The sequence below is a fragment of the Streptomyces yangpuensis genome (genome assembly GCF_024666385.1).
GTDB classification, from domain to species: Bacteria; Actinomycetota; Actinomycetes; order Streptomycetales; family Streptomycetaceae; genus Streptomyces; species Streptomyces yangpuensis.
Genome location: NZ_CP102514.1, coordinates 4,377,388 through 4,391,444 on the forward strand (window position 1 = coordinate 4,377,388; position 14,057 = coordinate 4,391,444).

The window sequence follows — 14,057 nt, forward strand, 5'->3', positions numbered from 1 at the left end:
AGCCCCCCGTCATCCCCGGGACCGTTCAGACCACTGATCAAGAGACACGACCCCGAAAGAGGGATTGACGCACAGTGCTCGACGTCAACTTCTTCGACGAGCTGCGGATCGGCCTTGCCACCGCGGACGACATCCGAACCTGGTCGCACGGCGAGGTCAAGAAGCCGGAGACCATCAACTACCGCACCCTGAAGCCCGAGAAGGACGGACTCTTCTGCGAGAAGATCTTCGGTCCGACCCGGGACTGGGAGTGCTACTGCGGCAAGTACAAGCGTGTCCGCTTCAAGGGCATCATCTGTGAGCGCTGTGGCGTCGAGGTCACGCGCGCCAAGGTGCGCCGTGAGCGCATGGGCCACATCGAGCTTGCCGCTCCCGTCACCCACATCTGGTACTTCAAGGGCGTCCCGTCGCGCCTGGGCTACCTGCTGGACCTCGCGCCGAAGGACCTCGAGAAGGTCATCTACTTCGCCGCGTACATGATCACGTTCGTCGACGACGAGCGCCGTCAGCGCGACCTGCCGTCGCTGGAGGCCCACGTCTCCGTCGAGCGCCAGCAGATCGAGAACCGCCGCGACGCCGACCTCGAAGGCCGTGCCAAGAAGCTCGAGTCCGACCTGGCCGAGCTCGAGGCCGAGGGTGCCAAGGCCGACGTGCGCCGCAAGGTGCGCGAGGGCGCCGAGCGCGAGATGAAGCAGCTCCGTGACCGCGCCCAGCGCGAGATCGACCGCCTCGACGAGGTGTGGGCCCGCTTCAAGAACCTCAAGGTCCAGGACCTCGAGGGCGACGAGCTGCTCTACCGCGAGCTGCGTGACCGCTTCGGCACGTACTTCGACGGCTGCATGGGCGCCGCCGCGCTGCAGAAGCGCCTGGAGTCCTTCGACCTCGAGGAGGAGGCCGAGCGCCTCCGCGAGATCATCCGTACCGGCAAGGGCCAGAAGAAGACCCGTGCGCTCAAGCGCCTCAAGGTCGTCTCCGCGTTCCTGCAGACCAGCAACAAGCCCAAGGGCATGGTTCTGGACTGCGTCCCGGTGATCCCGCCGGACCTCCGTCCGATGGTGCAGCTGGACGGTGGCCGCTTCGCGACCTCCGACCTGAACGACCTGTACCGCCGCGTGATCAACCGCAACAACCGCCTGAAGCGCCTTCTCGACCTCGGTGCCCCCGAGATCATCGTGAACAACGAGAAGCGCATGCTCCAGGAGGCCGTGGACGCCCTCTTCGACAACGGTCGTCGCGGCCGCCCGGTGACGGGCCCCGGCAACCGCCCGCTGAAGTCCCTCAGCGACATGCTGAAGGGCAAGCAGGGTCGATTCCGTCAGAACCTTCTCGGTAAGCGTGTGGACTACTCCGCGCGTTCCGTGATCGTCGTCGGCCCGCAGCTCAAGCTGCACCAGTGCGGTCTGCCCAAGGCCATGGCGCTGGAGCTCTTCAAGCCGTTCGTGATGAAGCGCCTGGTCGACCTGAACCACGCGCAGAACATCAAGAGCGCGAAGCGCATGGTCGAGCGCGGCCGCACGGTCGTGTACGACGTGCTCGAAGAGGTCATCGCCGAGCACCCGGTGCTGCTGAACCGTGCGCCCACGCTGCACCGTCTCGGCATCCAGGCCTTCGAGCCCCAGCTGGTCGAAGGCAAGGCCATCCAGATCCACCCGCTCGTCTGCACCGCGTTCAACGCGGACTTCGACGGTGACCAGATGGCCGTGCACCTGCCGCTCTCCGCGGAGGCGCAGGCCGAGGCCCGCATCCTGATGCTGTCCTCGAACAACATCCTCAAGCCGGCCGACGGCCGTCCGGTCACGATGCCGACCCAGGACATGGTCCTCGGTCTGTTCTTCCTGACCACCGACGGTGAGCTCCGTGACACCAAGGGCGAGGGCCGCGCGTTCGGCTCCACGGCCGAGGCGACCATGGCGTTCGACGCCGGCGAGCTCGCGCTGCAGTCGTCCGTCGACATCCGCTTCCCGGTGGGCACCATCCCGCCGCGCGGCTGGGTGCCGCCGGTCGCCGAAGAGGGCGAGCAGGAGTTCCAGCCGGGCGACAGCTTCCGCCTGCGCACCACCCTGGGCCGCGCGCTCTTCAACGAGCTGCTGCCCGAGGACTACCCGTTCGTCGACTACTCGGTGGGCAAGAAGCAGCTCTCCGAGATCGTCAACGACCTGGCGGAGCGCTACCCCAAGGTCATCGTGGCGGCGACGCTCGACAACCTGAAGGCGGCCGGCTTCCACTGGGCGACCCGTTCCGGTGTCACCGTGGCCATCTCCGACGTCGTCGTGCCCGAGGCCAAGAAGGCCATCGTCGCGGGCTACGAGGCGCAGGACGAGAAGGTCCAGAAGCAGTACGAGCGCGGTCTGATCACCAAGGACGAGCGCACGCAGGAACTCATCGCGATCTGGACCAAGGCGACCAACGAGGTTGCCGAGGCGATGAACGCGAACTTCCCCAAGACGAACCCCATCTTCATGATGGTTGACTCGGGTGCCCGAGGAAACATGATGCAGATGCGACAGATCGCCGGTATGCGTGGTCTGGTGTCGAACGCGAAGAACGAGACCATCCCGCGTCCGATCAAGGCGTCCTTCCGTGAGGGCCTCACCGTTCTGGAGTACTTCATCTCCACGCACGGTGCCCGTAAGGGTCTGGCGGACACCGCCCTGCGTACCGCCGACTCGGGTTACCTGACCCGTCGTCTGGTGGACGTCTCGCAGGACGTGATCATCCGCGAGGAGGACTGCGGCACCGAGCGCGGCCTGAAGCTGAAGATCGCCGTCCGCGGCGAGGACGGCGTGCTGCGCAAGGCCGACGACGTCGAGACCTCGATCTACGCCCGCATGCTGGCCGAGGACGTCGTCATCGACGGCAAGGTCATCGCGCCGGCCAACGTCGACCTCGGTGACGTCCTCATCGACGCCCTGGTCGCCAACGGCGTCGAGGAGGTCAAGACCCGCTCGGTCCTGACCTGTGAGTCCGCGGTCGGCACCTGTGCCTTCTGCTACGGACGCTCGCTGGCCACCGGCAAGCTAGTCGACATCGGTGAGGCGGTCGGCATCATCGCCGCCCAGTCCATCGGTGAGCCCGGTACCCAGCTGACGATGCGTACCTTCCACACCGGTGGTGTGGCCGGTGACGACATCACGCAGGGTCTGCCGCGTGTCGTCGAGCTCTTCGAGGCCCGTACCCCGAAGGGTGTCGCCCCGATCTCCGAGGCCGCCGGCCGCGTGCGGATCGAGGAGACCGAGAAGACGAAGAAGATCGTCATCACGCCCGACGACGGCAGCGACGAGACGGCGTTCCCGATCTCGAAGCGCGCCAAGGTCATCGTGCACGAGGGCGACCACGTCGAGGTGGGCCAGAAGCTCACCATGGGTGCCACCAACCCGCACGACGTGCTGCGCATCCTCGGTCAGCGTGCCGTCCAGGTCCACCTGGTCGGCGAGGTCCAGAAGGTCTACAACTCGCAGGGCGTGTCGATCCACGACAAGCACATCGAGATCATCATCCGGCAGATGCTGCGCCGCGTGACGATCATCGAGTCCGGCGACGCGGAGCTCCTGCCGGGCGAGCTGGTCGAGCGGTCGAAGTTCGAGACCGAGAACCGTCGTGTGGTCACCGAGGGCGGTCACCCCGCCTCCGGCCGTCCGCAGCTGATGGGTATCACCAAGGCCTCGCTCGCGACCGAGTCGTGGCTGTCGGCGGCGTCCTTCCAGGAGACGACCAGGGTCCTGACGGACGCGGCGATCAACGCCAAGTCCGACTCCCTGATCGGCCTCAAGGAGAACGTCATCATCGGTAAGCTCATCCCGGCCGGTACGGGCCTCGCCCGCTACCGCAACATCCGGGTGGAGCCCACCGAGGAGGCGAAGGCCGCGATGTACTCGGCCGTCGGCTACGACGACATCGACTACTCGCCCTTCGGCACCGGCTCCGGCCAGGCTGTCCCGCTGGAGGACTACGACTACGGCCCGTACAACGGCTGAGAGCTCGTATGAAGAAGCCCCCCGCCGCTCCGAGAGGAGCGGCGGGGGGCCTTTTCGTTCCCACGGGCGGGTGGCGGTCGGGTGTGCCCCCGGCGGCCGGACCGGCCGCCGGAGCCACCGTGGCTCAGCGACGGCGGCGGAGGCGGGGTGTCGCCGCTGCTGCGGTGAGGGTCAGGAGGGCCAGGGCGGCGGCGGCCAGGCCGGGGTACAGGCCCTTCGGGGTGAAGGTGCAGGAGAACGCGGTCGTGCCCGGGGGGAGGTCCACGGCCAGCAGGCCGTGGAACGGCCTGACCGGGGCGGAGCAGCTCCAGCCGGGGACGGCCGTGGTGGCGACGACCGCCGTGCCCCGGGTGTCCGCCGGGAGGGTGGCCCCGATCGAGTGGCCGCCGACCTCGACCGCGGTGGCCCCGGTGGCCTTCAGGCGGTCGACGGCCGCGGTGAGGGCGGAGCGGTCCAGGCAGCCCAGCGGGTGGGCGCCCGCGTCGGCGCCCCGCGTACGGGTCCGCACGGTGACGTCCACCGTGCCGGAGGCGGGGACGGGGCCGAGCGGAGTCACCCCGGTCATCTCGTTCTCCAGCGGCTTCCCCGTGGCGCCGGCGTGGAGGCTGCCGTACAGGGCCGGGGAGTACCAGAAGGCCTCGGAGCCCGGCCGGCACCGGGCCGTGTACGTCCGGTTCTCGGGGTCCCCGCCGCGGGTGACCTGCGGGACCTCGTAGACGGTGGCGCCCAGGACGGTCTCCTGCCGGGCGTAGACGCTCTCCGCCGGGTTCGGCGAGGCGTACGGACCGGTGCGGACGGTGACCAGTGGCGGCGCCGGGAACCGCTCGGCCGTCCAGCTGTCCGGGGCGGTTCCCGGGCGGACCCGCGCACCGATCGAGAAGATCGCGTCGAGCACCGGGTTGTCGGCGCCGAAGAAGGTCCGGCCGTCGTTCTTGAAGCCGTACCCGAGGGGCTCCAGGGCCTTGTAGGTGGCCTCGGGGAGGTAGCTGCTGTAGTACTGCGGTCCCTCCGCGCGGAGGGCCAGGGCGTCGTTGTAGGCGGTCTGCGGGGCGCCGGAGTCGGTCCGGTGGGCGGGCCAGTCCTCGACGCCGCGGACGGCGTCGAAGTGCCCGGCGATCGACCGGTTCGAGGTGGGGACCGGCTTCGCCCAGCGCTCGCGGGCCCGGCGGGCGTCGGCGCCGGCCGCGGCCGCGGTGGACTCGGCGAGGACGACGCCGATCATCAGCACGGCGGCCACCGGGACGAGGAAGCGCCGCTTGTCGCCGAGCCGCAGCAGGACCAGCGCCAGCAGGGAGACGCCCCCGCCGCCGAGCACCGCCGGCCAGGTCCAGCCGCCGAAGTCGTCGGTGCGGCGCAGTACGAAGGCGGCCGCGACCAGCAGGCCGGCCGTCAGGGCCAGGTGCCGCGGGCGCGGCTTGCCCGCCAGTGACAGCCAGGCCAGGACCACCACCATCCCGCTGAAGACGAAGGTCTCGCGGTACGGGTTGCCGTTCGGCACCGCCAGCCCGTGCCACACGTACTGCGTGGGCGGGAACTGGAAGGAGGCCAGTACCAGCGCGGTCGCGGCCCCCCACACCAGGCGGGTGCGGCGTGCGATCGAGGTGTTGAGGAGGAACGAGCCGGCCAGGATCAGGCCGAGCGAGGCCACGTAGAGCCGGGGGCGGCCGCCCCACAGGTGCGTGGCCGGCAGCATGCCCGCGAAGAAGACCTCGATCCGTACGGGGTCGAAGGCGGCGGCCCTGGTGGGCTGCGCGGCGCCGCTGGAGAGGAACGACGGCAGTAAGAGCGGGAGCGTGAGCAGGATGCCGGTACCGGCGGCCGTCGCGGCCCGCCACAGGGCGAGCAGCCGCTCACGGCCGGACGTGTCCCGGGTGGCCAGGCGGATCGCCAGCAGGACGCAGGCGGCCATCGTGGCCATCATCGCCGTGTAGAAGTTCCCGAACCAGGCGAGCGCGACCAGCAGGGCCGCACCCGGCCAGCGGCGGCCCTCCAGGCACCACTCGACGGCGATGCCGAGCATCGGGAGGGCGACCAGGCCCCAGAGCCACATCGGGATGTACGAGGCGTCGCTGAGCGCCCAGCCGCACAGGCCGTACGTCGCTCCGAGCACGCCCCGCTGCCACCACGGGCCGGCGTGCAGCTTGCCGAGGTACACGGTCATCACCGCGGCGGCGGTGCCCATCGTGACCGGGGTGACCGCGAAGACGGCGAGGTCGACGTGGTCGCGCGGGACGAGGACGGCCAGCCAGGAGAACGGGTTGCCGAGGTAGGTGTGGTAGTCGGACAGGAACTGCTGTCCGAATCCGCCGCGCCAGGTGAAGAGCAGGTCGCCGGCGGCCTGGCCGTGGACCAGGTCCCACAGCGCCCGGTGGAAGGGCACGTACTGGTTGGCCTGGTCGTTGACGGCCCGCCCGGTGTTGCCGAAGGGGAAGGTGCCGCGCGCCGCCCAGGCCGCGCAGAAGGCGGTCACGGTCAGCAGGAAGGCCAGCACGGGACCGCGCAGGCGGGCCGAGCGGCGGACGGACCGGCCGAGGGACCGGCGGACGGCCGAGGGGCGGTCCGGGGCGGGGAGCCGGGCGTCGACTGTGGTCGGCTCGGGTGCCACGGTCCCCAATGTGCTGCTCCCTGCTGATCGACTCGCGGGCGCCCAGCGCCCGGGCAAGCCGTCAGTTTAGGGCGCCGGGGCGGGCCGCCGGGCCGAACGGCCCCGTACCGCTTGCGCGCGGCGGGTTTTCGTGCTGGGCATTTGTTTTGACCTACCTCTGTGAGGTAGGTACGCTCTGACCTTGTGCCTGGGGTGTGCCCTGGGCTCCCGCGTGCGCTTAAGACCCGCGGTGAGCCGAGAAGACCACACCGCGATCCGCGCCTCTCTCACCTCGGTGGAAGTGTGCAGGGTCCGACACACCCGACCGCGTGGGTCGGCAAAGTTCCAGGTTAGCTTCACTACACGGCACACAGAAACCGGAGAAGTAGTGCCTACGATCCAGCAGCTGGTCCGTAAGGGCCGGCAGGACAAGGTCGAGAAGACAAAGACTCCCGCGCTCGAGGCCTCGCCCCAGCGTCGCGGCGTCTGCACGCGTGTGTTCACGACCACCCCGAAGAAGCCGAACTCGGCGCTCCGTAAGGTCGCGCGTGTGCGTCTGACCTCCGGCATCGAGGTCACCGCTTACATTCCGGGTGAGGGACACAACCTGCAGGAGCACTCGATCGTGCTCGTGCGTGGTGGCCGTGTGAAGGACCTGCCGGGTGTTCGTTACAAGATCATCCGCGGTGCGCTTGACACCCAGGCTGTCAAGAACCGCAAGCAGGCCCGCAGCCGCTACGGCGCCAAGAAGGAGAAGTAAGAATGCCTCGTAAGGGCCCCGCCCCGAAGCGCCCGGTCATCATCGACCCGGTCTACGCATCTCCTCTGGTGACGTCGCTCATCAACAAGATCCTCCTGAACGGCAAGCGCTCCACCGCCGAGCGCATCGTCTACGGCGCCATGGAAGGCCTCCGCGAGAAGACCGGCAACGACCCGGTCATCACGCTGAAGCGCGCGCTGGAGAACGTCAAGCCGTCCCTCGAGGTCAAGTCCCGCCGTGTCGGTGGCGCGACCTACCAGGTCCCCGTCGAGGTCAAGCCGGGTCGCCAGTCGACCCTGGCCCTCCGCTGGCTCGTGGGTTACTCCCGCGCCCGCCGTGAGAAGACCATGACCGAGCGCCTCATGAACGAGCTGCTCGACGCCTCCAACGGTCTTGGCGCTGCCGTCAAGAAGCGCGAGGACACGCACAAGATGGCCGAGTCCAACAAGGCCTTCGCGCACTACCGCTGGTAGTCGCAACCCACATCGAGACCGAGAGAAGACCGAAGCCTTATGGCTACCACTTCGCTTGACCTGGCCAAGGTGCGCAACATCGGCATCATGGCCCACATCGACGCGGGCAAGACGACCACCACCGAGCGCATCCTGTTCTACACCGGTGTGTCTTACAAGATCGGTGAGGTCCACGACGGCGCCGCCACGATGGACTGGATGGAGCAGGAGCAGGAGCGTGGTATCACCATCACGTCTGCCGCCACCACCTGTCACTGGCCGCTCGAGGATGTTGACCACACCATCAACATCATCGACACCCCGGGTCACGTCGACTTCACCGTCGAGGTGGAGCGTTCGCTCCGCGTCCTCGACGGCGCCGTCACCGTCTTCGACGGTGTGGCGGGCGTCGAGCCGCAGTCCGAGACCGTTTGGCGTCAGGCGGACCGCTACGGCGTCCCGCGCATCTGCTTCGTCAACAAGCTCGACCGCACCGGCGCCGAGTTCCACCGCTGCGTCGACATGATCACGGACCGCCTCGGCGCCGTCCCGATCGTCATGCAGCTCCCCATCGGTGCCGAGGCCGACTTCCAGGGTGTCGTCGACCTCGTCCGCATGAAGGCGCTCGTCTGGTCCGCCGAGGCGACCAAGGGCGAGATGTACGACGTCGTCGACATCCCGGCCAGCCACACCGAGGCCGCTGAAGAGTGGCGCGGCAAGCTCGTCGAGACCGTCGCCGAGAACGACGAAGAGATGATGGAGCTCTTCCTCGAGGGCATCGAGCCCACCGAGGAGCAGCTGCACGCCGCTGTCCGTCGCATCATCCTCGGCTCCGGCAAGGGCAAGGGCGAGCCCACGATCACCGCGGTGTTCTGTGGCACGGCGTTCAAGAACAAGGGTGTTCAGCCCCTGCTCGACGCCGTCGTCCGCTACCTCCCGTCGCCGCTGGACATCGAGGCCATCGAGGGCCACGACGTCCGCGACGCCGAGACGGTCGTGAAGCGCAAGCCGTCCGACGAGGAGCCCCTCGCCGCGCTCGCGTTCAAGATCATGAGCGACCCGCACCTCGGTAAGCTCACCTTCGTCCGGGTTTACTCGGGCCGCCTGGAGGCCGGCACTGCGGTGCTGAACTCCGTCAAGGGCAAGAAGGAGCGCATCGGCAAGATCTACCGCATGCACGCGAACAAGCGTGAGGAGATCGACTCGGTGGGCGCCGGCGACATCGTCGCCGTCATGGGCCTGAAGCAGACCACCACCGGTGAGACGCTGTGCGACGACAAGCAGCCCGTGATCCTGGAGTCCATGGACTTCCCGGCTCCGGTCATCCAGGTCGCCATCGAGCCCAAGTCCAAGGGTGACCAGGAGAAGCTGGGTGTCGCCATCCAGCGTCTCGCGGAGGAGGACCCCTCCTTCCACGTTCACTCGGACGAGGAGACGGGCCAGACCATCCTCGGCGGTATGGGCGAGCTGCACCTCGAGGTGCTGGTCGACCGTATGAAGCGCGAGTTCAAGGTCGAGGCCAACGTCGGCAAGCCGCAGGTCGCGTACCGCGAGACGATCCGCAAGGCCGTCGAGCGTCACGACTACACCCACAAGAAGCAGACCGGTGGTACCGGTCAGTTCGCCAAGGTGCAGATCGCGATCGAGCCCATCACCGAGGCCGACGGCCCGGCGTACGAGTTCGTGAACAAGGTCACCGGCGGTCGTGTGCCGAAGGAGTACATCCCTTCGGTGGACGCGGGTGCGCAGGAGGCCATGCAGTTCGGCATCCTGGCCGGCTACGAGATGACGGGCGTCCGCGTCACGCTTCTCGACGGTGGCTACCACGAGGTCGACTCCTCCGAGCTCGCCTTCAAGATCGCCGGTTCGCAGGCCTTCAAGGAGGCCGCGCGCAAGGCGTCGCCCGTTCTGCTCGAGCCGATGATGGCCGTTGAGGTCACCACGCCCGAGGAGTCCATGGGTGATGTCATCGGTGACATCAACTCCCGCCGTGGCCAGATCCAGGCCATGGAGGACCGTCACGGAGCCAAGATCGTCAAGGGCCTCGTGCCCCTGTCGGAGATGTTCGGCTACGTCGGCGACCTCCGCAGCAAGACCTCGGGTCGCGCCAGCTACTCGATGCAGTTCGACTCCTACGCCGAGGTTCCCCGGAACGTCGCCGAGGAGATCATCGCGAAGGCCAAGGGCGAGTAACTCTTCGGAGTACACGCTTTAGGCTTGTCACCGGCAGCCTCTGGGGCAACAGGAGCCACTCCCGTTGCCCCGGGGACCGACCGGCTTTCCAGCAAAGATCACCTGGCGCCGATCTGTAAGGCGTACAGAACCACTCTCCAGGAGGACCCCCGTGGCGAAGGCGAAGTTCGAGCGGACTAAGCCGCACGTCAACATCGGCACCATCGGTCACATTGACCACGGTAAGACGACCCTCACGGCCGCCATTACCAAGGTGCTGCACGACGCGTACCCGGACCTGAACGAGGCCTCGGCCTTCGACCAGATCGACAAGGCTCCTGAGGAGCGCCAGCGCGGTATCACCATCTCCATCGCGCACGTCGAGTACCAGACCGAGGCGCGTCACTACGCCCACGTCGACTGCCCGGGTCACGCGGACTACATCAAGAACATGATCACCGGTGCCGCGCAGATGGACGGCGCGATCCTCGTGGTCGCCGCCACCGACGGCCCGATGCCGCAGACCAAGGAGCACGTGCTCCTGGCCCGCCAGGTCGGCGTTCCGTACATCGTCGTCGCCCTGAACAAGGCCGACATGGTGGACGACGAGGAGATCCTGGAGCTCGTCGAGCTCGAGGTCCGTGAGCTCCTCTCCGAGTACGAGTTCCCGGGCGACGACCTGCCGGTCGTCCGCGTCTCCGCGCTGAAGGCGCTCGAGGGCGACAAGGAGTGGGGCGAGAAGCTCCTCGGCCTCATGTCCGCCGTCGACGAGGCCATCCCGACCCCGCCGCGTGACACCGAGAAGCCGTTCCTCATGCCCGTCGAGGACGTCTTCACGATCACCGGTCGCGGTACGGTCGTCACCGGCCGTATCGAGCGTGGTGTCCTGAAGGTCAACGAGACCGTCGACATCATCGGTATCAAGGAAGAGAAGACCACCACCACGGTCACCGGTATCGAGATGTTCCGCAAGCTGCTCGACGAGGGCCAGGCCGGTGAGAACGTCGGTCTGCTCCTCCGTGGCATCAAGCGCGAGGACGTCGAGCGCGGCCAGGTCATCATCAAGCCGGGTTCGGTCACCCCGCACACCGAGTTCGAGGCCCAGGCCTACATCCTGTCGAAGGACGAGGGTGGTCGTCACACCCCGTTCTTCAACAACTACCGTCCGCAGTTCTACTTCCGTACCACGGACGTCACGGGTGTCGTCACCCTGCCGGCCGGCACGGAGATGGTCATGCCGGGCGACAACACCGAGATGTCGGTCGCGCTGATCCAGCCGGTCGCCATGGAGGAGGGCCTGAAGTTCGCCATCCGTGAGGGTGGTCGTACCGTGGGCGCCGGCCAGGTCACCAAGATCACGAAGTAATTCGTGTTCTGACCTGGTAGCCCGTTGACCGGGCACCAAGTTGCACTGGAGGGCCCCGGCCCACCGCCTCGGCGGTGGGGCGGGGCCCTTCGGCGTTGCCGGGCGGGTGCGACGGACGTACGCGGGTACGGGTACGCGACGGACGGGTGCTGGTACGCGAGAAGGGCCGCACCCCGCGTGGGGTGCGGCCCTTCTCGTACGGAGCGGCGGTGCGTCAGTTCACGCGCAGGGACTCGGTGAACTCGATGCAGGCGGCGTGGTCGGGCAGCAGCCCGGTCGAGATGGCCTCGGCCAGCGACGGGGCGGCCTCGTCGCGCGCCGACAGCTGCGGGACCTCGGCCGGCCACTCGATGCCCAGGTCCGGGTCGAGGGGGTGCACCGAGTGCTCGCCCGTCGGGTTGTACGTCTCCGAGCACAGGTACGACAGGGTCGCGTCGTCGGTCAGGGCGCAGAAGCCGTGGCCGAGGCCCTCGGGGATGTAGACGGCGCGGCGGTCGACGTCGTCGAGGCGGACGCCCTCCCACCGGCCGAAGGTGGGGGAGCCCGCCCGGAGGTCGACGATGACGTCGAGTACGGCGCCGCGCACGCAGGTCACGTACTTGGCCTGGCCGCGAGGGACATCGGCGAAGTGGATGCCGCGGACCACGCCGGCGGCGGAGACGGAGAGGTTCGCCTGGGCCAGGTTCAGCGGGTGGCCGACGACCTCCGCGAGGCGGTCGAAGCGGTACCACTCGGTGAACAGGCCGCGCGGGTCGCCGTGCAGCTGCGGGGTCACCTCGAAGGCGCCCGCGATGGAGAGTTCGCGGAACTTCACTTGCCCTCCGCCTCGTCGAGCAGGGCCAGGAGGTAGGTGCCGTAGCCGCTCTTGGTCAGCGGTTCGGCGAGCGCGCGCAGCTGGGCGGAGTCGATGAGGCCGGCCCGCCAGGCCGCCTCCTCGATGCAGCCGATCTTGAAGCCCTGACGCTCCTCGATCACGCGGACGAACTCGGAGGCCTGGACCATCGAGACGAAGGTGCCGGTGTCGAGCCAGGCGGTACCGCGGTCCAGGATGGTGACGTTCAGTTCGCCGGCCTGGAGGTACGCGTCGTTGACGGCGGTGATCTCCAGCTCGCCGCGGGCGCTGGGCTTGAGGCCCTTGGCTATCTCCACGACCTGGTTGTCGTAGAAGTACAGACCCGGCACCGCGTAGCGGGACTTGGGCTTGGCCGGCTTCTCCTCGATGGAGATGGCCTGGCCCTTCTCGTCGAACTCCACGACGCCGTAGGCGGTCGGGTCCGCCACCGGGTACGCGAACACGCGGCCGCCCTTGGCGTCCGTGTGCTGGGCGAGGCGGGTGCCGAGGCCGCTGCCGTGGAAGATGTTGTCGCCGAGGATCAGCGCGACGGACTCGTCGCCGATGAAGTCGGCGCCGAGCACGAACGCCTGGGCGATGCCCTCCGGGCGCTCCTGGACGGCGTACTCCAGCCGCAGGCCGAACTGCGAACCGTCGCCGAGCAGCCGCTCGAACTGGTCGCGGTCTTCAGGGGTGGTGATGATCAGGATTTCGCTGATACCCGCCATCACCAGGGTGGAGAGCGGGTAGTAGATCATCGGCTTGTCGAAGACGGGCAGCAGCTGCTTCGAGACGGCCCGAGTCAGCGGCCAGAGTCGCGATCCGGTGCCACCGGCCAAAAGGATTCCACGCATGGGTGAACCCTATGCGAGAGGGCCGGGGCGCTCCGACCGTCCGGCGTGTGACGTTCGGCAGGCGGCTAGACTCTTCGTATTATGCGCATCCTCGTGACCGGCGGCGCCGGCTTCATCGGTTCAGAATTCGTCCGCCAGCAGCTCGGTGCAGACGCCACGGCGCAGATCACCGTCTTCGACAAGCTGACCTACTCGGGCGTCGAGGCCAACCTCGCCCCGGTCGCGGACCACTCCGGATACCGCTTCGTCAAGGGCGACATCTGCGACGCCGAGGCCGTCGACCAGGTGATGGCCGGCCACGACGTGGTCGTGCACTTCGCCGCCGAGTCCCACGTGGACCGGTCGATCGCCGGTGCGGGCCCCTTCGTCATGACGAACGTCGTCGGCACCCAGGTGCTGCTGGACGCCGCCCGCAAGCACGGCGTCGGCCGCTTCGTTCACATCTCCACCGACGAGGTCTACGGCTCCATCACCGAGGGTTCCTGGACCGAGGAGTGGCCGCTGGTGCCCAACTCCCCGTACTCCGCCTCCAAGGCCTCCTCCGACCTGCTGGCGCTGGCCTACGCGCGCACGCACGGCATGGACGTGGTGGTGACCCGCTGCTCCAACAACTACGGGCACTACCAGTTCCCGGAGAAGGTCATCCCGCTGTTCGTCTCGAACCTGATGGACGGCAAGAAGGTCCCGCTGTACGGCAACGGCGGCAACGTCCGCGACTGGCTGCACGTCTCCGACCACTGCCGCGGCATCGACCTGGCCATGCGCAAGGGCCGGGCCGGCGAGGTCTACAACATCGGCGGCGGCACCGAGCTCACCAACAAGGAGCTCACCGGTGTCCTGCTGGAGGCCGCGGGCCTGGGCTGGGACATGGTCGAGCACGTCGAGGACCGCAAGGGCCACGACCTGCGCTACTCCATCGACATCAGCAAGATCGGCGCCGAGCTGGGCTACGCCCCGCAGGTCACCTTCGAGGACGGCATCAAGGCCACCATCGACTGGTACCGCGAGAACCGCGCCTGGTGGGAGCCGCTGAAGGCGAAGGCGGCCCTGCAGAAGTGAGCAC

The 14,057-nt window shown here is 68.2% G+C and carries 9 protein-coding genes; 6 read left to right on the forward strand and 3 right to left on the reverse strand.

Annotation, left to right across the window (positions count from 1 at the left end):
* The first annotated feature begins 74 nt into the window (after positions 1-74).
* Positions 75-3,974 (forward strand): DNA-directed RNA polymerase subunit beta', encoded by a 3,900-nt coding sequence (locus tag NRK68_RS20090; RefSeq protein ID WP_030653599.1) that lies wholly within the window; start codon positions 75-77, stop codon positions 3,972-3,974.
* A gap of 124 nt (positions 3,975-4,098) precedes the next feature.
* Here the strand turns inward: NRK68_RS20090 and NRK68_RS20095 are convergent, their stop codons facing one another.
* On the reverse strand, positions 4,099-6,579 hold the full coding sequence (locus tag NRK68_RS20095; RefSeq protein WP_257856361.1) for a YfhO family protein: 2,481 nt from the start codon (positions 6,577-6,579) through the stop codon (positions 4,099-4,101).
* Positions 6,580-6,946: 367 nt separating this feature from the next.
* Here NRK68_RS20095 and rpsL point away from each other — a divergent pair, with 367 nt between their 5' ends.
* The 4 genes from rpsL (at position 6,947) to tuf (ending at position 11,308) form a co-directional block, all read left to right on the forward strand.
* Entirely contained in the window at positions 6,947-7,318 is a 372-nt protein-coding gene (gene rpsL / locus NRK68_RS20100) for a 30S ribosomal protein S12 (RefSeq protein WP_007265893.1), read from the forward strand.
* 2 nt (positions 7,319-7,320) lie between these two features.
* Positions 7,321-7,791: a 30S ribosomal protein S7 gene (gene rpsG, locus NRK68_RS20105; protein ID WP_007265894.1), complete on the forward strand. Its 471-nt coding sequence runs from the start codon at positions 7,321-7,323 to the stop codon at positions 7,789-7,791.
* Between the two features lie 39 nt (positions 7,792-7,830).
* Positions 7,831-9,963 (forward strand): elongation factor G, encoded by a 2,133-nt coding sequence (gene fusA, locus NRK68_RS20110; RefSeq protein ID WP_030959006.1) that lies wholly within the window; start codon positions 7,831-7,833, stop codon positions 9,961-9,963.
* Between the two features lie 151 nt (positions 9,964-10,114).
* Positions 10,115-11,308 carry an elongation factor Tu gene (tuf, locus tag NRK68_RS20115; RefSeq protein WP_030653602.1) on the forward strand — a complete coding sequence of 398 codons (1,194 nt, stop codon included), beginning with the start codon at positions 10,115-10,117 and terminating at the stop codon, positions 11,306-11,308.
* Positions 11,309-11,522: 214 nt separating this feature from the next.
* Here tuf and rfbC read toward each other — a convergent pair whose 3' ends face one another.
* The gene (gene rfbC / locus NRK68_RS20120; protein ID WP_257856362.1) at positions 11,523-12,122 is read right to left on the reverse strand and encodes a dTDP-4-dehydrorhamnose 3,5-epimerase; all 600 of its coding nucleotides are present in this window, start codon (positions 12,120-12,122) and stop codon (positions 11,523-11,525) included.
* Positions 12,119-12,994 carry a glucose-1-phosphate thymidylyltransferase RfbA gene (gene rfbA / locus NRK68_RS20125; RefSeq protein WP_030959008.1) on the reverse strand — a complete coding sequence of 292 codons (876 nt, stop codon included), beginning with the start codon at positions 12,992-12,994 and terminating at the stop codon, positions 12,119-12,121. The genes rfbC and rfbA overlap by 4 nt, the downstream gene beginning before the upstream one ends.
* 81 nt (positions 12,995-13,075) lie before the next feature.
* Here rfbA and rfbB point away from each other — a divergent pair, with 81 nt between their 5' ends.
* On the forward strand, positions 13,076-14,053 hold the full coding sequence (gene rfbB, locus NRK68_RS20130; RefSeq protein ID WP_030900351.1) for a dTDP-glucose 4,6-dehydratase: 978 nt from the start codon (positions 13,076-13,078) through the stop codon (positions 14,051-14,053).
* Positions 14,054-14,057: the final 4 nt, after the last annotated feature.